General features: G+C 72.6%; 25 protein-coding genes. 17 read left to right on the top strand and 8 right to left on the bottom strand.

The window, feature by feature from the left end; all coding sequences use genetic code 11:
* Window positions 1-75 precede the first annotated feature (75 nt).
* A complete protein-coding gene (locus AB0Q99_RS13340; RefSeq protein WP_363571094.1) occupies window positions 76-2,406 on the bottom strand; it encodes a transglycosylase domain-containing protein in 2,331 nt (776 codons plus the stop codon).
* A 319-nt stretch (window positions 2,407-2,725) separates the two neighbouring features.
* Between AB0Q99_RS13340 and AB0Q99_RS13335 the strand changes: the two genes are divergently transcribed.
* The 12 genes from AB0Q99_RS13335 (at window position 2,726) to AB0Q99_RS13280 (ending at window position 14,478) form a co-directional block, all read left to right on the top strand.
* Window positions 2,726-3,637 (top strand): ABC-2 family transporter protein, encoded by a 912-nt coding sequence (locus tag AB0Q99_RS13335; protein ID WP_363571092.1) that lies wholly within the window; start codon window positions 2,726-2,728, stop codon window positions 3,635-3,637.
* Window positions 3,630-4,520: an ABC-2 family transporter protein gene (locus AB0Q99_RS13330; RefSeq protein WP_363571090.1), complete on the top strand. Its 891-nt coding sequence runs from the start codon at window positions 3,630-3,632 to the stop codon at window positions 4,518-4,520. Before AB0Q99_RS13335 ends, AB0Q99_RS13330 begins: the two co-directional genes overlap by 8 nt.
* A 28-nt stretch (window positions 4,521-4,548) precedes the next feature.
* Window positions 4,549-5,508 (top strand): ATP-binding cassette domain-containing protein, encoded by a 960-nt coding sequence (locus tag AB0Q99_RS13325; protein WP_363571088.1) that lies wholly within the window; start codon window positions 4,549-4,551, stop codon window positions 5,506-5,508.
* Between the two features lie 323 nt (window positions 5,509-5,831).
* On the top strand, window positions 5,832-7,163 hold the full coding sequence (locus AB0Q99_RS13320; RefSeq protein ID WP_363571086.1) for a glycosyltransferase: 1,332 nt from the start codon (window positions 5,832-5,834) through the stop codon (window positions 7,161-7,163).
* Between the two features lie 111 nt (window positions 7,164-7,274).
* Window positions 7,275-8,570, top strand: coding sequence for a DUF445 domain-containing protein (locus tag AB0Q99_RS13315; protein WP_363571085.1), 1,296 nt, complete (start codon window positions 7,275-7,277; stop codon window positions 8,568-8,570).
* Window positions 8,571-8,761: 191 nt separating this feature from the next.
* Complete coding sequence (locus AB0Q99_RS13310; RefSeq protein WP_363571272.1) at window positions 8,762-9,778, top strand: adenosine deaminase; 1,017 nt, start codon at window positions 8,762-8,764, stop codon at window positions 9,776-9,778.
* A 205-nt stretch (window positions 9,779-9,983) separates the two neighbouring features.
* Window positions 9,984-10,550, top strand: a complete 567-nt coding sequence (locus AB0Q99_RS13305) for a toxin-antitoxin system HicB family antitoxin (protein WP_363571083.1) — start codon at window positions 9,984-9,986, stop codon at window positions 10,548-10,550.
* Window positions 10,551-10,706: 156 nt separating this feature from the next.
* Window positions 10,707-11,546 (top strand): DUF4097 family beta strand repeat-containing protein, encoded by an 840-nt coding sequence (locus AB0Q99_RS13300; protein ID WP_363571081.1) that lies wholly within the window; start codon window positions 10,707-10,709, stop codon window positions 11,544-11,546.
* The gene (locus AB0Q99_RS13295; RefSeq protein ID WP_363571079.1) at window positions 11,546-12,472 is read left to right on the top strand and encodes an ATP-binding cassette domain-containing protein; all 927 of its coding nucleotides are present in this window, start codon (window positions 11,546-11,548) and stop codon (window positions 12,470-12,472) included. The genes AB0Q99_RS13300 and AB0Q99_RS13295 overlap by 1 nt, the downstream gene beginning before the upstream one ends.
* Entirely contained in the window at window positions 12,469-13,239 is a 771-nt protein-coding gene (locus AB0Q99_RS13290) for an ABC transporter permease (RefSeq protein WP_363571077.1), read from the top strand. Before AB0Q99_RS13295 ends, AB0Q99_RS13290 begins: the two co-directional genes overlap by 4 nt.
* Window positions 13,240-13,346: 107 nt before the next feature.
* The gene (locus AB0Q99_RS13285; RefSeq protein ID WP_363571075.1) at window positions 13,347-13,934 is read left to right on the top strand and encodes a hypothetical protein; all 588 of its coding nucleotides are present in this window, start codon (window positions 13,347-13,349) and stop codon (window positions 13,932-13,934) included.
* Between the two features lie 82 nt (window positions 13,935-14,016).
* Window positions 14,017-14,478, top strand: a complete 462-nt coding sequence (locus AB0Q99_RS13280) for a hypothetical protein (RefSeq protein WP_363571073.1) — start codon at window positions 14,017-14,019, stop codon at window positions 14,476-14,478.
* Between the two features lie 81 nt (window positions 14,479-14,559).
* On the opposite strand, the gene AB0Q99_RS13275 is transcribed toward AB0Q99_RS13280, so the two are convergent.
* A complete protein-coding gene (locus AB0Q99_RS13275; RefSeq protein WP_363571071.1) occupies window positions 14,560-14,958 on the bottom strand; it encodes a hypothetical protein in 399 nt (132 codons plus the stop codon).
* Window positions 14,959-15,149: 191 nt separating this feature from the next.
* Here AB0Q99_RS13275 and AB0Q99_RS13270 point away from each other — a divergent pair, with 191 nt between their 5' ends.
* Window positions 15,150-15,296, top strand: coding sequence for a hypothetical protein (locus tag AB0Q99_RS13270; RefSeq protein WP_363571069.1), 147 nt, complete (start codon window positions 15,150-15,152; stop codon window positions 15,294-15,296).
* A gap of 23 nt (window positions 15,297-15,319) precedes the next feature.
* Window positions 15,320-15,586: a hypothetical protein gene (locus AB0Q99_RS13265; RefSeq protein ID WP_363571067.1), complete on the top strand. Its 267-nt coding sequence runs from the start codon at window positions 15,320-15,322 to the stop codon at window positions 15,584-15,586.
* A gap of 19 nt (window positions 15,587-15,605) precedes the next feature.
* Here AB0Q99_RS13265 and AB0Q99_RS13260 read toward each other — a convergent pair whose 3' ends face one another.
* From AB0Q99_RS13260 to AB0Q99_RS13245, 4 genes are all read right to left on the bottom strand, one after another.
* The gene (locus AB0Q99_RS13260; RefSeq protein WP_363571065.1) at window positions 15,606-16,211 is read right to left on the bottom strand and encodes a hypothetical protein; all 606 of its coding nucleotides are present in this window, start codon (window positions 16,209-16,211) and stop codon (window positions 15,606-15,608) included.
* A complete protein-coding gene (locus tag AB0Q99_RS13255; RefSeq protein WP_363571063.1) occupies window positions 16,208-16,588 on the bottom strand; it encodes a PadR family transcriptional regulator in 381 nt (126 codons plus the stop codon). Before AB0Q99_RS13255 ends, AB0Q99_RS13260 begins: the two co-directional genes overlap by 4 nt.
* A gap of 102 nt (window positions 16,589-16,690) precedes the next feature.
* A complete protein-coding gene (locus tag AB0Q99_RS13250) occupies window positions 16,691-16,876 on the bottom strand; it encodes a DUF397 domain-containing protein (protein WP_363571061.1) in 186 nt (61 codons plus the stop codon).
* Window positions 16,877-16,880: 4 nt separating this feature from the next.
* Window positions 16,881-17,732 (bottom strand): helix-turn-helix transcriptional regulator, encoded by an 852-nt coding sequence (locus AB0Q99_RS13245; RefSeq protein ID WP_363571059.1) that lies wholly within the window; start codon window positions 17,730-17,732, stop codon window positions 16,881-16,883.
* A 232-nt stretch (window positions 17,733-17,964) separates the two neighbouring features.
* Between AB0Q99_RS13245 and AB0Q99_RS13240 the strand changes: the two genes are divergently transcribed.
* Window positions 17,965-18,333, top strand: a complete 369-nt coding sequence (locus tag AB0Q99_RS13240) for an ATP-binding protein (RefSeq protein WP_363571057.1) — start codon at window positions 17,965-17,967, stop codon at window positions 18,331-18,333.
* Complete coding sequence (locus tag AB0Q99_RS13235; protein WP_363571056.1) at window positions 18,330-18,584, top strand: hypothetical protein; 255 nt, start codon at window positions 18,330-18,332, stop codon at window positions 18,582-18,584. The genes AB0Q99_RS13240 and AB0Q99_RS13235 overlap by 4 nt, the downstream gene beginning before the upstream one ends.
* Before the next feature lie 13 nt (window positions 18,585-18,597).
* Here AB0Q99_RS13235 and AB0Q99_RS13230 read toward each other — a convergent pair whose 3' ends face one another.
* Complete coding sequence (locus AB0Q99_RS13230; protein WP_363571054.1) at window positions 18,598-19,443, bottom strand: NAD(P)H-binding protein; 846 nt, start codon at window positions 19,441-19,443, stop codon at window positions 18,598-18,600.
* An 83-nt stretch (window positions 19,444-19,526) separates the two neighbouring features.
* On the opposite strand from AB0Q99_RS13230, the gene AB0Q99_RS13225 reads away from it, so the two are divergent.
* A complete protein-coding gene (locus tag AB0Q99_RS13225; RefSeq protein ID WP_363571052.1) occupies window positions 19,527-20,129 on the top strand; it encodes a TetR/AcrR family transcriptional regulator in 603 nt (200 codons plus the stop codon).
* On the opposite strand, the gene AB0Q99_RS13220 is transcribed toward AB0Q99_RS13225, so the two are convergent.
* Window positions 20,012-20,536, bottom strand: coding sequence for an NmrA family NAD(P)-binding protein (locus tag AB0Q99_RS13220; protein ID WP_363571050.1), 525 nt, complete (start codon window positions 20,534-20,536; stop codon window positions 20,012-20,014). The two genes, AB0Q99_RS13225 and AB0Q99_RS13220, sit on opposite strands and share 118 nt — an antisense overlap.

The following is a 20,536-nucleotide window of genomic DNA, read 5'->3' as shown; positions in this document are numbered from 1 at the left end:
CGCGGCGGTGGTTCGCGTCGCCCGGGGTGTCGGCGTCGCCCGGGGTGTCCGCCTCGTTCAGGGCATCCGCCTCGTTCAGGGCGTCGGCGTCGCCGCCGGGTGGGTGGCGGGGCCGCCGGTGGCGGTGGGCGGGTCGGTGGGCCGGGGCGGCCGGGTCTGGGTGGGCCGGGCGGTGGGGCTGGGCTGGTCCTGGGTGGGTGTGGGCTGGGGGGCCTGCGGGCTGGGGGTGGTCGGGCCGGGGGCGGGTGCCCCGGTGGCGGCGGGTGCGCTGGGGGCGTGGGTGGCGGTCGTGTCGGGGGTGCGGGTGGCGCCGGTGGGCGGGCCGGTGGTGGTCGGGGTGGCGCTGGAGCTGGGGGAGGTGCTGCCGGTGGTGGTGGGCCAGGTGCCGGTGCCGGGGGCGTCGTGGCCGGTCTGCAGGTCGAACTGCTGGGTGGGGGTGCCGCCGAGGGCGGCGGTCATGTAGGCGGTCCAGATCTTGGTGGGGATGGCGCCGCCGTTGATCCGGGCGAGTCCGGCGGTGCCGGCCAGCGGTTCCTTGGCGTGGGTCTTCGGGTTCTCCCGGAACAGGCCGACGGTGGTGGTGAGTTCGGGGGTGTAGCCGGCGAACCAGGCGGAGAGGTTGGAGTCGGTGGTGCCGGTCTTGCCGGCGGCGGGGCGGCCGAGGTCGAGGGCGGCGGCGCCGGTGCCGCGGGGGCTGACGACGTCGCGCAGGACGTCGGTGACGGAGTCGGCGATGCCGCGGCCGATGGCGTCGGTGGGGTTGTGCTCGGGCATCTTGGGGACGTCGACGGCGCCGCCGGGGTTGACGCGTTCGAGTTTGAGGACGGACCACGGTGCGTGGGCCTGGCCGTGGTTGGCGAGGGTGGCGTAGGCGCCGGCCAGGTCGAGGGCGCTGGGGGTGGCGGTGCCGAGGGTCATCGAGGTGTTGGCCGGGTCCATGCCGCGGACGCTGTCGGGGATGCCGAGTTTGACGGCGGTCTCGCGGACGCGGGCGAGTCCGGCGTCCACGCCCTCCTGCGCGTACACGGAGTTGACGGACTTCACCATGGCGTAGCGCAGGGTGATGTTGCCGTAGTCGACGTCGTCCTCGTTGGGCGGGGCGTACGGGGTGGGGCCGCCGGTGACGGGGCGTTCGCTGGTGCCGTCGTAGTGGGTCTCGGTGGTGATCGGGTGGCCGTCGAGGGTGTGCTGGGCGAGCAGGCCGGCGGCGAGGTCGATCGGTTTGAAGGTGGAGCCGATCTGGTTGTCCTGGCGCAGCGCGTCGTTGTAGGGCTGCTTGGCGTAGTCGGGGCCGCCGTAGACGGCGAGGACGCGGCCGGTGGCGGGTTCGACGGAGGCGCCGGAGACCCGGACGTCGGTGTCGGTCGTGGGGCGGGCCTTGGGGTCGAGCGCGTCGGTGAGTTCGTCCTGGACGGCTTTGGCGAAGGCGTCCTGCTTGGGTTTGTCGAAGGTGGTGGTGACGCGCCAGCCGCCGGCCTTGAGGGTGGCGGCGTCGATGGTGCCGGAGGAGATCAGGTAGTCGTCGGCGACGCCGACCAGGTAGCCGGCCTGCCCGGCGAGGCCGGTGGCGGGCTGGGGGTCGATCGGGTCGGGGAAGGTGGCGGCGGCGCGGTCGGCGCCGGTGAGGAAGCCGAGTTGGACCATGCCGTCGAGGGTGTAGTTCCAGCGGGCGACGGCCTTCTCGCGGTTGGCGGGGGTGGCGGTCTTGACGTCGTAGAGGCTGGGGGCCTGGAGCAGGGAGGCGAGGTAGGCGCTCTGCGGGAGGGTGAGTCCGGAGACGTCGACGCCGTAGTAGGCGTGGGCGGCGCTCTGGATGCCGTAGGCGCCGCGACCGAAGTAGCTGCTGTTGAGGTATCCGGCGAGGATGTCCTTCTTGTCGCGCTGCTGGTCGACCTTGAGGGCGATGAGGAGTTCGCGGCCCTTGCGTTCGATGGTCTGGCTCTGCGTCAGGTAGTAGTTCTTGACGTACTGCTGGGTGATGGTGGAGCCGCCCTGCATGCCCTTGCCGAGCAGGGTGTTCCAGCCGGCCCGGGCCATGCCGCTCACGTCGATGCCGCGGTTCTGGTAGAAGGTGCGGTCCTCGGCGGAGACGACGGCCTGCTGGGTGTGCAGCGGGATCTGGTCGATGGTGACGTCGGTGCGGTTGACGGCTCCGGTGCGGCCGATCTCGGTGGTGCCGTCGGCGTAGAGGTAGATGTTGTTCTGGGCGACGGCGTGGGCGTTGGGGTCGGGCACCGGGACGATGACGTAGAGCACGGCGAAGCCGCCGGCGGCGAGCAGGAGCAGTGTGGTGAGCGCGCCGAGGGTGATCCGCCAGGTGGGCAGGAGCCGGCGCCAGAGCGGGAGGGCGCGGCGGGCCTCGCGGCGGGCGGCCCGTCTGGCCTGGCGTCGGGTGCTCAAGGTCATGCCGTGATTATGTGCTATTTGACGCTCGGTCAGCGGTGGTTGGGCGCTTGACGTGCGCGCTTGTGCGCGTCGGGCGCCGTCCCGGGCGCCCGGGTGGGTGAGTCCCGGTGGCTGTGGAAAAACCGGGTGCGGGCGGTGGGGGCCGGCGGTACGGTGAAAGATGCGAACTTCATAGCGCACCCACGTCGGCAGCTTCGTCCGTCCGGCCCGGTACCCCCGGGTGCGGGTGGTCGGAGCCGCTGGGGCGTGTGCGGACGCGTGCGGGCGTCGGTCCGCGCCCGGTGCTCCCTCTGCCCGTATTTGTCGACAAGGAGACAATATGCTGAACGCTGCCCCCGCCGGGGCTCGGCCCCCCGATCCCGTGGCGGCCCGCACCGCCTCCCCCGCTCCGTCCCCCGTTCCGTCCCCCGCCGCCTCCTTCGCCGCCTCCCTCGGCCTGTACGCGGCTGTCGCCCGCGGCGCCTTCCGCCGCTACTCCACCTACCGGGCCGCCACCCTGGCCGGCACCTTCACCAACACCGTCTTCGGCCTCATCCTGGCCTCCTCCTTCCTGGCCCTCTGGCAGGCCCGCCCCAACCTCGGCGGCTACGACCAGAGCCAGGCCGTCACCTACATCTGGGTCAGCCAGGGCCTGTTGGTCACCGTCGCCGTGTGGGGCGGCGGCTTCCAGGACGACGTCCAGGACCGCTTCCGCAGCGGGGACATCGCCGTCGACCTCTACCGGCCGGTCGACTTCCAGGGCTGGTGGCTGGCCACCGACCTCGGCCGGGCCGCCTTCCAGCTACTGGTCCGTGGCACCGTGCCGATGCTGGTCGGTGGCCTGGTGTTCCGCACCCGGATGCCCGAACAGCCGCTGACCTGGGCGTTCTTCCTGGTCTCGGTGCTGCTCGCGGTGGTGGTCAGCTTCGGGCTGCGCTTCCTGGTCTCGATCACCGGCTTCTGGCTGCACGACTCGGAGGGCGTGCGCTCGGTGATGCTGGTCGTCTCGATGTTCTTCTCCGGGATGCTGCTGCCGATCGCGCTGTTCCCCGGGTGGCTCGGCGACCTCGGCCGGGTGCTGCCCTGGGCGGCGCTGATCAAGGTGCCGACGGACGTCTTCCTGGAACGCGCGAGCGGCGGTGGGCTGTTCGGGGCGTTCGGCTTCCAGCTCGTCTGGGCGGCCGCGCTGCTCGCCGCCGGGCGGGGCGCGCAGTGGCTGGCGACCCGCCGGGTGGTGGTGCAGGGTGGCTGAGCACCTCGCGGCCGGGCGCCGAACGGCCGGGGACCCCGACGGCACGGGGCCGTTCGTGCGGGAGCGCCTCGCCCCCCGGACCGCGTGGGCGGTCCGCTCCTGGTGGCTCTGCGCCCGGATGTGGATGCGCTCGATGATGGCCTACCGGGCCTCCTTCGCGCTGAACCTGCTGGCCAGCCTGGTCACCCACTCCCTCGACTTCGTCGTACTGGTGATCATGTTCCGGCACACCGACCGGCTGGGCGGCTGGAGCCTGCCCGAGATCGCCTTCCTCTACGCCACCGCGACCTTCTCCCTCGGCGTCGCCAACCTGCTGGTCGGCTCGGCCGACGGCCTCGGCGTGCGGATCGTCAACGGCTCGCTGGACACCATGCTGATCCGCCCCGCGCCCGCGCTCTCCCAGCTGTGCGCCGAACGCTTCTCGCTGCGCAGGCTGGGCCGGCCGCTGCAGGCCGCGGCGGTGCTCGCCTGGTCGCTGACCGCCCTGGACGTGCACTGGACCTGGGACCGGGTGCTGCTGGTGCCCGTCCTGCTGGTCTGCGGCAGCGTCATCTTCGGCGCGCTCTACGTCGGCGGCGCCACCGTCCAGTTCTGGTGGGGCGAGTCCAAGGAGATCCAGAACTCCTTCACCTACGGCGGCGCGACCCTGCTGCACTACCCGCCGACCATCTTCGCCAGGGAACTGGTCGCCGGGGCGGTCTTCGGCGTCCCGCTGGCCTTCGTCAACTGGCTGCCCGCGCTGCGCATCCTCGGCCGGCCCGACCCGCTCGGCCTGCCCACCGCCTTCCAGTACGCCTCCCCGGTCGCCGCCGCCCTCTGCGTCGCCGCCGCCGGCCTCGCCTGGCGCGCCGGGCTGCGCGCCTACCGGGGCACCGGCAGTTGAACCCACCACCTCACGGCAAGGAACGCCCATGGCACTGATCGAACTCGACGACGTCCGCCGCAGCTTCACCGTGCGGGCCCGCGCCGGCCGGTTCAGCCGGACCAAGCGCGAGGTGCGCGCGGTGGACGGCCTCAGCTTCACCGTCGAGGCCGGCGAGTGCGTCGGCTACATCGGACCCAACGGGGCCGGCAAGTCGACCACCATCAAGATGCTCACCGGCATCCTCGTCCCCAGCTCCGGGCGGCTGCGCGTCGCCGGGGTCGACCCGGCCCGCGAACGCGTCGCGCTGGCCCGCCGGATCGGCGTCGTCTTCGGCCAGCGCACCACCCTCTGGTGGGACCTGCCGCTGCGCGACTCCTTCGAACTCGCCCGCCGGATCTACCGCATCCCCGACCCGAGGTACCGCGCGAACCTCGACCGCTGCGTCGACCTGCTCGACCTGGGCGGCCTGCTGGACACCCCGGTCCGGCAGCTCTCGCTCGGCCAGCGGATGCGCGGCGACCTCGCGGCCGCGCTGCTGCACGACCCGCAGGTGCTCTACCTGGACGAGCCGACCATCGGCCTGGACGTGGTCAGCAAGGGCAAGGTGCGCGAGTTCCTGCGCGAGGTCAACCGCGACCGGGGCACCACGGTGCTGCTCACCACCCACGACCTGACCGACATCGAGCAGCTCTGCGGCCGGGTCATGGTGATCGACCACGGCCGGGTGGTGTACGACGGCGGGCTGGACGGCCTGCACGCCACCGGGCGCAGCGAGCGGACGCTGGTCGTGGACCTCGCCGAGGCCCGGCCGGAGATCGAGGTGGCGGGGGTCCGGGTGGTGAAGGTCGAGGGGCCGCGCCAGTGGCTGGCCTTCCCGGCGCAGCAGAGCGCCGCGCCGATCGTGGCGGCGGTCGCGGAGCGGTACCCGCTGGTGGACCTGTCGGTGCGCGAGCCGGCCATCGAGGACGTGATCGCCCGGATGTACGCGGAGGTCGCGATCGGCTGAGCGGCGGTCGTGGCCCGTCGGGAACGACGGGCCACGACCGTGGCCGGCTGGGCCCCTCCGGTGCGGTGGCGGGGCCGTCCGTTCGTCCGCCGTCGCACCGGAGGGCTGCCGTCCGTTCGTTCGGCCGCCGGGAGCGTGTTCCGGTGCCCGTCGCCGGTGGGGGTGATGGCGGTGACCCCGGGCGTGCAGGGCGAGTTGATCACTTGCCGCTCGCTCGACCGCCGCTCGCTCGACCCCACTCGCTTGACCGCCGCTCGCTCGACCCCACTCGCTTGACCGCCGCTTGTCGCTCGCCGATGCCAGGACCGGAGGCCCGCCGCCCGATGGCCGTACCCGACGTGACCGTGGTGGTCGTCGTCCACAACGCCGTGCCGTACCTCACCGCCTGCCTGGACTCGCTGGTCGGGCAGTCCCTGCCGCCGGGGCGGCTGGAGGTGGTGGCCGTGGACGACGGCTCCACGGACGGCGGCGGTGAGCTGCTGGAGGAGTACGCGGCCCACCACCCCGGGCTGTTCCGGGTGGTGCGCCAGCCCGACTCGGGCGGCCCGGCGGGCCCGGCCGACCGCGGTACGGCGCTGGCCCGCGGCCGCTACGTGCTGTTCCTCGGCACGGACGACCGGCTCGGCGCGGAGGCGCTGGAGCGGCTGGTCGCGGCCGCCGACGCCTGGGGTTCGGACGTGGTGGTGCCCAATCACGTCGGGGTGGACGGGCGGCTGGTGCCGCAGGGGATCTTCCACGCTGACGCCGAGTCGGTGGGCTTCGCCGACTCCGCGCTGGCCTGGGCGCTGTCCGACGGCAAGCTGTTCCGGCTGGACCTCATCCGGCGCCACGGGCTGCGCCGCGACGAGGGGTTGAAGGTCTTCGCGGACCATCCGTTCACCCTGGAGGCCTGTCTGCGGGCGGGCCGGGTGTCCGTCCTCGCCGACTACGACTGCTACGTCCCGGTGCTGCGCGAGGACCCGGGCGACGTCACCGAGCGGGCCGGGGTGCTGGACCGGCTGCGCGGGATCGCCGCGCTCCTGCGGGTGGCCGCCGAACTCGCCGCGCCCGGTGCGGAGTCCGACGCCATCCGGGCCCGCGGCTTCGCCTGGGACGTGCCGCGCCTGCTGCAGGCCGGCTTCCTGCTGCTGGACGGCGGGCTGCAGGAGCGGGTGTGCGCCGAAGTCGCCCGGCTGGTCGAGCGGTTCGGCGCCCGCGAGGTGTACCACCGGCTGCCGGTGGCCGCCCGGGTGCGGCTCGAACTCGCCGTCGCCGGACGGCCGGAGGCGCTGCGCGACCAGATCCGCTACGAGGCCGCGCACGGCGAGCCGCCGGTGGTCGTGGACGGCCGGCGGCACTACGCGGGCCTCCCGGCGTTCCGGGACGCCCGGCTGGGTCTGCCGGACGAGCTGTTCCTGCTGCGCGAGGAGCCGGTGGCCGAGGCGGCCCCGCCGCTCAACCTCGCGCAGCAGTTGTGGCGCGGGGTGGTGCCGGTGCAGGTGCGGGGCCGGTTGCGGCGCCACCCGCTGTGGCGCCGGCTGGCCGAATCGGTGAACGGAGGACGGGGTGAGCTCGGGGCCGTCCGCGCGGTCGGTCCGGTCGGTCCGGTCGGTCCGGTCGGGCAGGGCGAGCTGGTCGGGCCGGGTGAGCCGGGCCTGCCGTCGGCGCCGCAGTGATGGGGTGAATGAGGGGGAGTGAGGGGGCTTCGGGGGGCGGGCCGCAGCCCCCGGGGCGTGTGATCGCGGGGCACGCCCCCGTCCGCGCCTGGCAACGGGCAGACTGGCGGGGTGAGTGACGATGCCTTCAGCGGGACCGGCCCCGGGGTCCGGTTCACCGCGGCCGATGAGCAGAAGAGACGCGGCGTCCGCCGGATGAAGACCATCGCGACCGGCCTGCTGGCCTTCGCGACCCTGGTCTTCGCCCTCTCCACCTGGGCCGAGGCGGCCGGTGCCGGCGCCTGGACCGGGTACGTGGCGGCCGCCGCCGAGGCGGGCATGGTGGGCGCGCTGGCCGACTGGTTCGCGGTGACCGCGCTGTTCCGCCGCCCCTTCGGCCTGCCGATCCCGCACACCGCGATCATCCCGACCAAGAAGGACGCCTTCGGCCGCTCGCTCGGCGACTTCGTCGGCGACAACTTCCTCTCCGGCCACGTGGTGCGCGGGCGGCTCGCGGCGCTCGGCATCGGCCGCCGGCTGGGGGAGTGGCTGGCCGCGCCGGGCAGCGCCGAGCGGGTCACCAAGGAGGCCTCGGCGGCGCTGCGCGGCCTGCTCGCGGTGCTCCGCGACGACGACGTGCGGGCGGTCGTCGCCGAGGCGGTGACCCGGCGGGCCGCCGCCACCTCGGTGGCCGAGCCGATGGGCCGGATGCTCGGCAAGGTGGTCGCCGACGGCGGGCACCACGGCGTGGTGGACCTGGTCGCCGTCCGGGCGCACGGCTGGCTGACCCACAACCACGAGGACGTGGTGCAGAAGGTCACCCAGAAGACCCCGGGCTGGACGCCGAAGTTCATCGACCACCAGGTCGGCGAGCGGGTCTACAAGGAACTGCTGCGCTTCGTCGCCGACATCCGGGACGACCCGGACCACCCGGCCCGCGGCGCGATCGACAACTTCCTCGCCGAGTTCGCGACCGAGCTGCAGACCGACCCGGAGACCATCGCCCGGGTCGAGCGGGCCAAGGGCGAGCTGCTGGCCCGGCCCGAGGTGCAGGACCTGATCAACTCCACCTGGGCGGCCGTGCGCACCCTGGTGATGGGCGCGGCCGAGGACGAGGACAGCGAACTGCGCCGGCGCATCCGCGAGGGCGTGCACCGCTTCGGCGAGCGCCTGGCGACCGACGCCAAGCTGCAGGCCAAGGTGGACGGCTGGCTGCAGGACGCCGCGCAGTACCTGGTCGACACCTACCGGGCCGAGATCACCTCGCTGATCTCCGAGACGGTGGCGGGCTGGGACGCCGACGACGCCTCCCGCAAGATCGAGGCCAACGTCGGCCGCGACCTGCAGTTCATCCGGATCAACGGCACCGTGGTCGGCGCCCTGGCCGGACTGCTGATCCACACCGCGGCGGTCGCCTTCGGCGGGTGATCGCCCGGCCGGGTCCGGCGGCTTGGGCCTATCCTGGGCCGGTGTCCGCGATACGCGCGTAGAAGGCACGGAGAAGGAAGAAGGGAACCACCGTGGTCCAGCCGGACGGAAGTCGGATCGGAAACCCCACCGGAAGCACCGTTGGCGCTGATGGCGCCAATGGCACCAGCGGCACCAGCGGCACCAGCGGCATCGAGGCGTTCATCGCCGGGATGCCCAAGGCGGAACTGCACGTCCACCACGTCGGCTCGGCCTCGCCGCGCGTCGTCGCCGAACTGGCCGCCCGGCACGCCGGGCAGTCCAAGGTGCCGACCGACCCGGCCGCGCTCGCCGAGTACTTCACCTTCACCGACTTCGCGCACTTCATCGACGTCTACCTGAGCGTCGTGGACCTGGTCCGGGACGCCGAGGACGTCCGGGCGCTCACCTACGGCGTGGCCGAGGACATGGCGCGCCAGAACATCCGGTACGCCGAGCTGACCATCACCCCGTACTCCTCGGTCAAGCGCGGCATCCCCGACGTCGCCTTCATGGAGGCGATCGAGGACGCCCGGCTGAGCGCCGAGAAGGAGCTCGGCGTCGCGCTGCGCTGGTGCTTCGACATCCCCGGCGAGGCCGGTCTGGAGTCGGCCGAGGTGACCGCCCGGCTGGCCACCGAGCTGGCCCCCGAGGGCCTGGTCAGCTTCGGCCTGGGCGGCCCGGAGATCGGCGTGCCGCGCCCGCAGTTCAAGCCGTACTTCGACCGGGCGCGGGCGGCCGGCCTGCGCAGCGTCCCGCACGCGGGCGAGACCACCGGGCCGGAGACGGTCTGGGACGCGATCCGGGTGCTCGGCGCCGAGCGCATCGGGCACGGCACCCAGGCGGTCAAGGACCCGGCGCTGCTCGACCACCTGGGCGAGCACCGGATCCCGCTGGAGGTCTGCCCGACCTCCAACATCGCCACCCGGGCCGTGGAGCGGATCGAGGACCACCCGATCAAGCAGATGGTGGACGCCGGGCTGCTGGTCACGATCAACAGCGACGACCCGCCGATGTTCGGCACCGACCTCAACACCGAGTACGCGGTGGCGGCGCGGCTGCTTGGGCTGGACGAGGCCGGGGTGGCGGCGCTGGCCCGCAACGCGGTCGAGGCCTCCTTCCTGGACCGGGCCGGCAAGGCGCGGCTGTCCGGCGAGATCGACGCCTACCTCGCGGGCTGGCAGCGCTGACGCCTTCCCCCGGCCGGCCCCGCACCGGCTGACGCCTTCCCCGGCTGACGCCCTCCTGGCTGACGTCCTCCCCTGGTGAACCGCCCCGTCGACTCCTGTCGGCGGGGCGGTTCCCGTGTGTGGCGCCACACCCGTTCGAGTGATGGTGCCATTGTGGCGCCATGAAGGGCTCGACATGGTGCCATCTTCGTGCCATGCTTGAGCCATGGACCTCACGCCGTACGTCGAAAACCTCCGGAACGAGCTCGCGGTGGCCGCCGCCGCCGGCGGGGACGAAGCCCGCGCGTTGGCCGACCGGCTGACGCTCCCGCTGGAGTCGGCCGTGCGGCTCACGCTGCTCAACGCGCTCTCGGCCGCCATGGGCGAGGTCACCCGCGACCTCGCTCCGGGCTCGGTGGACGTCCGCCTGCGCGGACTCGACCCGGAGTTCGTGGTGACGGCGCCGCCCGGCTCCGAGGGCTTCCACGGCGATGCGTCGCCCGTGGTGCCACCGGCCCCGGTCGTGGCGCCACCGGTGGCTCCGGTGGCTCAGCCGGTGCCGGAGTCGGACGAGAGCGGTACGGCGCGGATCAATCTGCGCCTGCCGGCCAACCTCAAGACCCGGGCGGAGGAGGCCGCCGGGCAGGAGGGGCTCTCCCTCAACGCCTGGCTGGTCCGGGCCGTCGCCGGCGCGCTGGAGGGCGGCCGTCCGGCTACCCGTCCGGTCGCCGACCCGGGCGTCCGCACCCCGCGCAGCGTCGGCGGCCAGGGCTTCACCGGCTGGGTCCACTGACGCTTCCGCGCCGCCCGTACACCCCGTACCACCTGCATTGCCTGTAGTACCCGCACCGCCCGCACCGCCCGCACGTTCCACAGCCTTCGCACCTTCGACGTCACCCCCGCTCCGACCGGCGGGAACACCTACACGAGCCAAGAGGACGGGACAGCCATGCCTACGTACGAGACCGACGGACCGATCTCCGCCGCCTTCGAGTTCGAGATCGGCGCACTCTGGATCACCGCCGGCAAGCGCACCGACGCGGTGGTCGAGGTGCGGCCCGCCAACGCCGCCAGGGAGGCGGACGTCAAGGCCGCCGAGCTGACCCAGGTCGACTTCTCCGGCGGTCGGCTCACCCTCAAGGGCCCCAAGCAGCGCACCGTGTTCTCCAGCAAGAAGGGCTCGATCGAGGTCCTGGTCGAGCTGCCGGCCGGCTCCCAGGTGCACGCCGACTCCCCGATGGCGGACTTCGTCGCAGAGGGCCCGCTCGGCGACTGCCGGCTGAAGACCTCCATGGGCCGGATCCAGGTCGACCGGGCCGACAGCGTGCGGCTCAAGACCGACATGGGGGACATCCGGCTCGGCGCCATCGCGGGGGACGCCGAGGTGACCGGCTCCGGCCGGATCGAGATCGGCACCGTCGGCGGCGTGCTGACGGTCAAGAACAGCAACGGCGACACCGAGATCGAGGAGGTGCGCGGCGAGCTGACCGCCAACGCCTCCAACGGCCGGATCCACGTCGGCCTCGCCGGGGCGGGCGTGGACGCCAGGTCGGCGAACGGTCACCTCCGGGTCGGCCGGGTGGTCCGGGGCAAGGTCACCCTGCAGACCGGCGTCGGGGACGTCGAGGTCGGCATCGCCGAGGGCACGGCGGCCTGGCTCGACGTGCACAGCAAGTTCGGCGGCGTCCGCAACTCCCTCGGCGAGACGCAGGGCCCGGGCGACGCCCGGGAGACCGTCGAGGTCCGCGCCGGCACCCAGGTCGGCAGCATCATCATCCGGAGGGCCTGATGACCGCGATCTCGGCGATCGGACTCACCAAGTCCTACGGGGACAAGGCGGTGCTGAACGGCATCGACCTGCGGATCCCGGCCGGCACCGTGTTCGCCCTGCTCGGGCCGAACGGCGCCGGCAAGACCACCACGGTGCAGATCCTCTCCACCCTGATCCCGGCGGACGGCGGCACGGCCCGGGTGGCCGGGCACGACGTGGTCCGCGAGGCCGACGGGGTGCGGAAGGCGATCGGGGTCACCGGCCAGTTCTCGGCGGTGGACAACCTGCTCACCGCCGAGGAGAACCTGCTGCTGATGGCCGACCTCAACCACCTCCGCCGTCGGGAGGGGCGGAGGCGGGCCGAGGACCTGCTGCGCCGCTTCGAACTCACCGAGGCCGCGCGCACGCCCGTCGCCACCTTCTCCGGCGGCATGCGGCGCAAGCTCGACCTGGCGATGACGCTGGTCGGCGACCCGAAGGTGATCTTCCTGGACGAGCCGACCACCGGGCTGGACCCGCGCAGCCGGCGCACCATGTGGGAGATCATCCGGGGGCTGGTCGCCGACCACGGGGTGACGATCTTCCTCACCACCCAGTACCTGGAGGAGGCCGACGAACTCGCCGACCGGATCGCCGTCCTGGACGGCGGCCGGATCGTCGCCGAGGGCACTGCCGAGGAGCTGAAGCGGATCGTCCCCGGCGGGCGGATTCGGCTCCGGTTCGGCGATGCCGCCCAACTGGGCGCCGCCGCCGCGCTGTTCGACTACGCCGCCGTCGACACCGAGGCGCTGCGGCTGGACATCCCGGGGGACAACTCCGTCCTCACCGTGAAGGCGGTGCTGGACGCGCTCGACAACGCCTCCGTGCGGGCCGAGTCGCTGGTCGTGGAGACGGCCGGTCTGGACGACGTGTTCCTCACACTGACCGGGGAGGGTGCGCGATGAGCGCGGCGACGAGCTACGCGGTCGGCGACTCGCTGACCATGCTGCGGCGCAACCTCAAGCGCGCGCAGCGGTATCCGGCGATGACCTTCTCGGTCGTGGTGATGCCGGTGATGATGCTGGCGCTCTTCAACTACGCCTTCGGCGGTGCGCTCGGGCTGGGGATCGGCGGCGGCAGCTACATCGACTACGTGACGCCGGGGATCGTGCTGATGACGGCGACGGCCGGTTCGGTCGCCACGGCGGTCGGCGTCTGCGTCGACATGACCGAAGGGATCGTCAACCGGTTCCGGACGATGGCGATATCGCGGTCGGCGTTCCTCGCCGGCCATGTGATCGGCAGCGTGATCCAGACCGTGATCGCGCTGGTGCTGGTGACGGGTGCGGCCTTCGCGATGGGCTTCCGGTCGCACGCGGGCCCGGTGGAGTGGCTGGCGGCGGCAGGGCTGCTGCTGTTCGTCACGCTGGCGCTGACCTGGATATCGGCGGGCATCGGACTGGTGTCGAAGACGCCGGAGAGCGCCAGCAACACGCCGCTGCCGCTGACCTTCCTGCCCTTCATCGGCAGCGCCATCGTCCCGCCCGACTCCATGCCGACGGCCCTCCGCTGGTTCGCCGAGTACCAGCCCTTCACGCCGGTCATCGAGACCCTGCGCGGCCTGCTGATGGGCACCGGGATCGGCACCAGCGCCTGGAGCGCCCTCGCCTGGTGCACCGGCCTGACGCTGCTCGGCTACTTCTGGTCGCGGAGCGTCTTCCACCGGCGGTGACAGGGGTACGGCCGGTGGATGCGGCCCGGGCGACGGAGCCACCGTCGCCCGGGCCCCTGGGCGGGCCCGTAGTAAAGTCCGGGCAAAAGTTCACCCGGGGGGAGTACATGGCGGCGGCTGCGTGGCACAGACGGATCGAGTGGTGGTTCAGGGGCGCCGCGCTGGTGGCGTTCCTGGCCTACCTGGCGGGCTATCAGGCCTCCCGTCCGGGAGGGCTGGTGGAGGTCGAACGCTGGCTGAACCACCCGGTTCTGCTGCTCGGGGCCGCTGCGGTGATGCTCATGGTCTCGATGCTGGTCCAGTTCGAGTTCCGCGAACGGTGGGCGCAGCTCGGCTGTGCCGCCGTCCTGTCGCCGCTCATCGCGGTCGCGGTGGTGATCGGGGTCGTCACGTACTTCCTCGGCGGCGAGGGCCGGCTGGTCGAACGCAAGCCCGACCCGAGCCACCCGGAGCACGTCCTGGTCGTCACCGACGTGGCCTTCTCGATCGACCCGATCTACCGGGTGGAACTGGTGACCGGCAGCGGCTGGACGGCCCGCCACTGGTACCTGGGCACCTGGGACGACGGTGACGGCTTCCGCAAGGCCGAGTGGTCGGGGCCGGACCGGGTCACGGTGACCGCCGAGCACGAGACCAGGGTCTACACCGTCGACGGGGACGGCCGGCTGGGCGAGCCGGAGGTCACGCCCCGCTAGCGAGTGCTTGTCGGCGGGCGGCGCTATCGTCACCGGCCATGGGATTCTCCGGGCTTTCGTGGTGGCGCGCTGTGCGCGGTCGTTGACCGAACTGGCGGCGGTGCGGGTGGAGGAGGTGCTGCCCGGGTGGGAGGCCGGAAGCGCCGGGGGTGGTGAGGGTAGCGAGGGTGGCGACTGGCGGATCCTGCAGACCGGGAGTCCGGTCGACACGGCGACCGAGATCGTGGCCGAGACCGGGGCTCCGGTGCTGGTGATGCACGTCCACGACAGCGACTTCGTCTTCGCGCAGGCCTGGGGGCCGGGCGGCCTGAGCCGGCACAGCACCTTCCCCCTGGAGATGGCGCTGGACTACCAGGTGCCCGACCGGTGGATCCGCGCTGCCGGTGAGGTCGCGCCCGAGGCGGCAGCCTGGGCCGAGGGCGCCGGGCTGCGGCCCGATGAGGCCGCGGTGCGGGCCGTGCTGGAGCGCGGGAGCGATCAGTTCGCCGAGGACCTGGCGCTGGAGCTCACCCGCGCCCTGGGCTTCGCTTTTCCGGAGGGGTAGGCCCCGCACGGCGGAGCCGCCACGCGGAGCCGGAGGTCGTCGGGTTCGGGGTTCCAGGTGTCGCCCCCGGGCTCCGGGTGGCTACCAGCGGTCGATGCCCATGACCTTCGCCGCGTTGTGGATGGCGTTGTAGTGGGGGATCGACATGTCGGACTTCTTCTGGCCTGCGGGCAGGTGCTTGTCGGCGGCCCGGAACTCGTCCCGGGCGGAGGCGAGCAGGCTGGTGCCGTAGGAGACCGGGACGTCGTTCTTGCCGTGGATCGGGTGGGACTTGGCGGCGGTCTGGCTGCCCGCGTTGGCGAGGATGCTGCGGGCCTGGTTGTAGGCGTCGGCCTTGACCGTCTTCGGGTTGCGGATCTGGGCCTGCACCCCGGCCACCGCCGGCGCCTGCTCGGCGGCGGTGGCGAGGGGAGCGGCAACGGCGCTGAGGGCGCCGGTGGTCACGAGGACGGCGAGGGCGTTCCGGAGGTTCCGGGTCATGGGAGTGCCTTCCACTGAGGGTTCGTCAAGGATTCTTGGCCGCAGCGGAGGTGTGAACCGTGCGGGTGCGAACGCCTCCGTCACTACCCAGGCCCTCCACCGCGGAAAACCGCCTTCCGGTCGGAGAGTTCGTTGGCGATCCGATCAGGCCGTTTCTCGATCCGCGATGGTCGGATTGCCATACTGGCGGAGTGGAGCCCGAGTTCTGTGCCGATGTCATCGCCGCCGGAAGCCTGACCGCACTACCGGAGCGGGCGGCAGCCGGAGCGGCCGCCCTCGCCGCGGCCCAGGTCCCCGCCGGCCTCGGCCCGGCCGTCGCCGGGCCCGACGCCCGGTGAGCGGGGGCGGCACGGACGACTCCGTGGGGAGCGACGTACAGCCGGGCCCGGACGAGATCGAGTGGTGGTTCGCCGCCGTCGCGGACGGCCGGGTCAGCAGGGACGAGGCCGACCGCTGGGCCGGGCGCTGGTTCCTCGACGACGGGCTCGACTGGGACGACCCGTCCCTGCGGGCATTGGGCCGGCTGTACGGCATCGACCTGCGCGCCGGGCCCGGAGAGCCGTACCTGCACGACGAGGCGCAGGTGCGGGAGTGGCTGGCCGAGTTCAGGCGCCGTCGGGCCCGGTGAGGACCCGGGTCGCTCGTGCTCAGGCCGTGGTGGCGGCGCCGCGCAGGCGGGCGGCGGAGCGGGACAGCAGCGCCGCCGCGACCAGGACCGGGCTGAAGCCCACGGCGCACGCGGCGAGGACGTCGACCGGGGTCAGCCCGGCCGAGGAGGCGGCGTTGAACGCGGCGGCGGCCAGGGGGGTGGTGAGAACGGGGGCGAGCAGGAGCAGGGCCGCCGGCTTCTTCTGCCGGCGGCTCCACACCTGGGACTTGGTGACGCGGACGGCGGCGGTGACGGCGGCGGCCAGCGCGAGCACGGGCCCGGCGGCCGGGACGAGGAGCAGCGGGAACGGGAGCACCGCGAGGAGCAGCGTCACGTTCGTCCGGCGGGTGCTCTCCGGCTCGGGGCGGCTCAGGCCGTCCTCGGCGAGCGCGGCGTCGGCGATCCGCCGGGGGCTGCCCAGTTGCTCCAGCACGTGGCGGACGGCGGCCTCGTCGGCGGGGTCGTGCTCGGCGAGGGAGACCTCGACGTGTTCGCGCAGGTCGGCGAGGAGTTCGCGGCGGCGCTCTTCGGGCAGAGGGGCGGTGTAGCGGGTGACCGCGTCGAGGTGGGCGCGGACCAGGGGGTGCTCGATGGGGTTGTTCACGGGTTCTCTCCCGGGTCGAGGACGTGGTCGACGGTGTCGCGGAAGGCGGGCCACAGTGCGGTGAACTCCCGCAGTGCGTCCCGGCCGGTGTCGGTGAGCGTGTAGTAGCGGCGGGATGGTCCGCTGGCCGAGTCCTGGAGAAAGGTGTCGGCGAGTCCGGCGCGGCGCAGTCGGGACAGCAGGGGGTAGATCGTGCCCTGGCTGGTGGCCAGCATCGGGAACCGGCCGAGTTCTTGGAGCAGTTCGACGCCGTAGCGCGGGCCGTCCTTCAGCAGGGCCAGCACGCAGTACTCCAGCACGCCCTTGCGCAGCTGGGTCGCCACCGGCCCGTCGGGGGCCTCGGCGGAGGCGTCGGGGTTGGTGATGCCAGGTACCATGCATCACAAGGTAGCAGTGGAACAAGATAGTGCGACGAACCGACCCGTTGGGAAGAACGACGGCCCGCCGGAGAGTCGGCGGGCCGTCAGCGGGGGAGTGGGTCAGACGTCGAACTCGCCGTTGCGGATGGCGGTGGCGAGGTCGCGCCATTCGGCGGGGGTGAGTTGGGCGATGGCGTCGGGCAGGAGGCTGCTGCGGACGTAGACGGCGTCCGGGCCTATGGCCACCTCCGGGCAGCTGGCCCCGTCCGGGCAGGCTTCGGGCCGCTTCCAATGACGTGTTTCCATGACGCTAGATCTCTTTCTTGATGAGACTGATGACATCGCGAGACTGGCTTTCGGAGAGAGATCGCTCAGTCATCTTGTCGATGATGTAACGGTAGTTCTCCATCTGCCGTTGCTCGTGGAGGAAGGCGGGGCCGCCAACCGCATCGAGCTGGACGGTGTCGAGGCGAGGCACTGGTCCGTTCGCATAGACGATGCCTTGCCCTGCACCCATGAAGCCATTGGTGCTGAAGGTGATCACTCGAAGAGTCACGTGGGGCAGTTCCGAGTACTCAAGCAGCTTATCCATCTGGCGCTTTGCAGCTGCACGGCCACCGAACAGCATCCGCAGGGCAGCCTCATGGACCAACGCTGAGTACGATTCACCGCCTTCACGCATCAGGAAGGCCGAGCGCTGCACTCGATGTTCCACGCGGGCTTCCAGGAGGCGTGGTGAGAGCGGCGGGTGGAGATCCCGAAAGATGGCCCGCCCATACTCCTCGGTCTGCATTGCCCCGGGGACGTGCGAAATCTGATAGGTGCGCGTTCCCCTGGAGAAGTACTCGACCTCCGCGATGTTCAGAAAACCGACCGGTACGGAACCCCGGTAGTCCTCCCACCAACCCCGGTGGCGTTCCTCGGCCATGGCTGCGAGCGCCTCTACGAAAGCGTGATCGCTCTCCGCGTAGTCGCAGGCGAGCATGCGTACCCGCTCGGCGCTGATCGGGTACTGCCCCTTCTCGATCTGGGTGATCTTCGTTCGGGCAAGCCCGAACAACGCGGCGGCTTCGGCGGTCGTGCGGTCGGCGCAGTCGCGCATCTTCCGCAGCTCGATGCCGACTCGTTCCTGCCTGGCTGACGGGGTAGTTCGTGGTGGCATGCCCCCAAGCATCCATCGCGATCCCTCGAAGGGTCCAGCAATCCTTCGATCGAGTGAAGGGGAGGGGTAGAAGTACCCCTACATGTACCACTGTTGCTCTACAGTCAGTGATGCACCGATCGCCGACGCGGGTGTCAGTAACGCTGCCTCGCACCGCAGAGCACCCATGTTCGGGCTCGCTCACGGCGACAGCTCGCTCGGCTCATCCCCTTCTTCTCTCCGGGAGACCCCTGTGCGCAACCTCAACTCCCCCTCCCTCACCCTCTCGCGCGACACCCTCCGCGACGGCATGACCCGCGCCGGCTGGCCGCCCGCCGCCATCGCGGACGCCGAGCTCGCCTTGGTCGAACTGATCGTCAACGCCTGGCGCCACGGCGGGACGACCTCCCCGGTCGTCCTCATCCTCTTCCTCGCGGACACCCTCCGCGTCACGGTCTCCGACCGCAGCCCGAGCCTCCCCGAACAGCAGCCCCTCTCGGTCCTGGCCGAGTCCGGCCGGGGCCTCCAGCTCGTCGCCGGCCTCACCCACCGCTGGGGCGTCGACCCCCAATGCCTCGGCAAGAGCGTCTGGTTCGAGCTGCAGCTGGACGGTGCCGCGTGAACGCCCACCACCCCATCCGCCCCACCGATCCGGCGCTGCTCCACCTCACCTTGCGGCAGCTGACCGCCCTGATCGTCGAACTCCGCACCGAAGGGCGCGAGTTCGGGCTCCTCTGGCCCTCGGTCAGTCCCGGGGAGATCGACCTCCAGGGCCGCCGACTCATCGACATCGGCAACATCCCGGCCAGCACCCTGGTGAACCTCCTCGCCGTCCTCCGCGCGTACAAACGCATCCGGGACGCCCGCCCCTGACCCCCGCCCGGCCCTACCGGAACGCGGGCAGGTTGCGCGCGACCCACGCGCCGAAGGGCGCGGCCGGGCGCCCCAGGACCGCCGCCACGTCGGGGCTGATCGTCAGTTCGGCCGGGAGCGGGAGGCCGAGGACGTCCAGGGTTCCGGGGATGACCTGCTCCGGCATGAACCGTGCGAGGTGGGCGTGGGCCTGCTCGCGGGACAGTTCCACGAAGGCCACCGCCTCGCCCAATGCCTCGGCGAGGACCGCCGCCTGCCGGCGCGGGCTGATGAGCTCGGGGCCGGTCAGTTCGTAGGTGCGCCCGGCGTGCCCGTCCTCGCGCAGGACGGCCGCGGCGACCGCCGCGATGTCCGCCGGGTCGACCACGGGCAGCGCCACCTCGCCGAACGGGGCGAAGACGGTGCGCTCGCCGCGGACCGTCCCGGCCCAGGCGAAGGCGTTGGAGGCGAAGCCGCTGGGCCGCAGGACGGTGACGTCCCGTCCGGACGTGCCCAGGGCGGCCTCGAACTCCCGCAGGCGGGCGTGCGACGGCGCGTCCGGCCGGGTGGCGCCGAGCTGCGAGGAGACCAGGACGATCCGCTCGACCCCGGCGTCCGCGGCGACGTCCAGCAGGGCGTCCGGGTGCTCGCCCCGGCTGTTGAGCTCGCCGCCCAGCAGCAGGAACAGCGCCCGGGACCCTTCGAGGGCGGGCCGCAGGCCGGTGGCGTCGCCGAGGTGGCCCTGTGCCCAGCGGACGCCGGTCGCGGGGTCGGCGGGCCGCGGCTGCCGCGACACGGCCACCACCTGTTCGCCCGCCCCGGCCAGCAGCTCCACCAGCGTCCGCCCGATGTTGCCGGTGGCACCCGTCACTGTGATCATCGAGATCCCCTCCCGTTCTGAGTTAGTTGGCTGACTCAAAAACCGTAGCACGCGCGCACCGGCGGCTGTCTATAGTCAGTTGGGTGACTGACTCAGTGAATCGACGCGTCCGGGCGTCGCAGAAGCGCCGACGGCTCGCGGCGGCCGCGGCCCGCGTCCTCCACGAGCAGGGGGTCGAGCGCACGACCCTCGCCGACATCGCGCGCGAGGCGGACGTCCCGGTCGGGAACGTCTACTACTACTTCAAGACCAAGGACGAGCTGGTCCGGGCCGCGCTGTCCGAGCACGGCGCGCACCTGGACGAGCTCACCGAGGTGCTGGAGCGGTCGGCCGACCCCCGGGACCGTCTCAAGGCGCTGGTCGAGGCCTGGGTCGGACAGCGCGAGGTCGCCGCCCGGTTCGGCTGCCCGACCGGCACCCTGGCCGCCGAACTCGACAAGCGGGCCGACGGGGTCCTCGACGCGGAGGCCGGCGCGGTGATCCGGCGCCTGCTCGACTGGGCCGGGCGCCAGTTCCGCGAGCTGGGCCTGCCCGACCCGGACGGCCTGGCCCTCACCCTGGTCTCCGGCTACCAGGGCATGTCACTGCTGGCCAACGCCCTGCGCGACCCGGACGTGATGACCCGCGAAGGCGCCCGGCTGCTGCGCTGGCTCGACTCGCTGGAGGCGCCGGAGGGCACCTGCTGACCCCGGCGCGCGGCGGCCCCTGCGGTCGGGCCGGGCGAGCGGGTTCCCCGCGAAGTCGATCGCCCGCACGAAGGTCCGGTCCGCGCCGGACCGCCGGATCGACCGCTCGACCGCTCGATCTCCCGGTGGCAGACCGCGGCCGGTTCGTCGTCCGCGAGGTCGGCCACGTCCGCCGACAGGTGGACGACGCGCTTCGCGCGCCGGGCGATCAGCTCGACGACCCGGGGCTCCGCGGGCAGGCGGTCCACCTCAGGTCGGCCGCCGCGACCCCCCGCGGGCTGCGCGGGCAGTGCGGCCTTCGCCGGGTCGCGGACCAACGCCCTTACCTCGTGGCCGCCTTCGATCGGCGAGGACACAACGCGCCTGCCCGCACTGCCCGTTGCGCCGATCACCAGTATCCCGGTCAT

It is taken from the genome of Kitasatospora sp. NPDC086791, assembly GCF_040685975.1.
Taxonomy (GTDB): domain Bacteria; phylum Actinomycetota; class Actinomycetes; order Streptomycetales; family Streptomycetaceae; genus Kitasatospora.
Note: the sequence above shows the minus strand (reverse complement) of the source record. Positions and strands in the feature narration are given on the sequence as shown.

Coding starts and splice junctions, on each gene's coding strand:
- AB0Q99_RS13245 (WP_363571059.1), bottom strand. CDS start 17,732: ATGCCACCACGAACTACCCCGTCAGCCAGGCAGGAACGAGTCGGCATC.
- AB0Q99_RS13230 (WP_363571054.1), bottom strand. CDS start 19,443: ATGATCACAGTGACGGGTGCCACCGGCAACATCGGGCGGACGCTGGTG.
- AB0Q99_RS13295 (WP_363571079.1), top strand. CDS start 11,546: ATGACCGCGATCTCGGCGATCGGACTCACCAAGTCCTACGGGGACAAG.
- AB0Q99_RS13285 (WP_363571075.1), top strand. CDS start 13,347: ATGGCGGCGGCTGCGTGGCACAGACGGATCGAGTGGTGGTTCAGGGGC.
- AB0Q99_RS13300 (WP_363571081.1), top strand. CDS start 10,707: ATGCCTACGTACGAGACCGACGGACCGATCTCCGCCGCCTTCGAGTTC.
- AB0Q99_RS13255 (WP_363571063.1), bottom strand. CDS start 16,588: ATGGTACCTGGCATCACCAACCCCGACGCCTCCGCCGAGGCCCCCGAC.
- AB0Q99_RS13335 (WP_363571092.1), top strand. CDS start 2,726: ATGCTGAACGCTGCCCCCGCCGGGGCTCGGCCCCCCGATCCCGTGGCG.
- AB0Q99_RS13320 (WP_363571086.1), top strand. CDS start 5,832: ATGGCCGTACCCGACGTGACCGTGGTGGTCGTCGTCCACAACGCCGTG.
- AB0Q99_RS13250 (WP_363571061.1), bottom strand. CDS start 16,876: ATGGAAACACGTCATTGGAAGCGGCCCGAAGCCTGCCCGGACGGGGCC.
- AB0Q99_RS13220 (WP_363571050.1), bottom strand. CDS start 20,536: ATGACCGGGATACTGGTGATCGGCGCAACGGGCAGTGCGGGCAGGCGC.
- AB0Q99_RS13325 (WP_363571088.1), top strand. CDS start 4,549: ATGGCACTGATCGAACTCGACGACGTCCGCCGCAGCTTCACCGTGCGG.
- AB0Q99_RS13290 (WP_363571077.1), top strand. CDS start 12,469: ATGAGCGCGGCGACGAGCTACGCGGTCGGCGACTCGCTGACCATGCTG.
- AB0Q99_RS13305 (WP_363571083.1), top strand. CDS start 9,984: ATGGACCTCACGCCGTACGTCGAAAACCTCCGGAACGAGCTCGCGGTG.
- AB0Q99_RS13275 (WP_363571071.1), bottom strand. CDS start 14,958: ATGACCCGGAACCTCCGGAACGCCCTCGCCGTCCTCGTGACCACCGGC.
- AB0Q99_RS13340 (WP_363571094.1), bottom strand. CDS start 2,406: ATGACCTTGAGCACCCGACGCCAGGCCAGACGGGCCGCCCGCCGCGAG.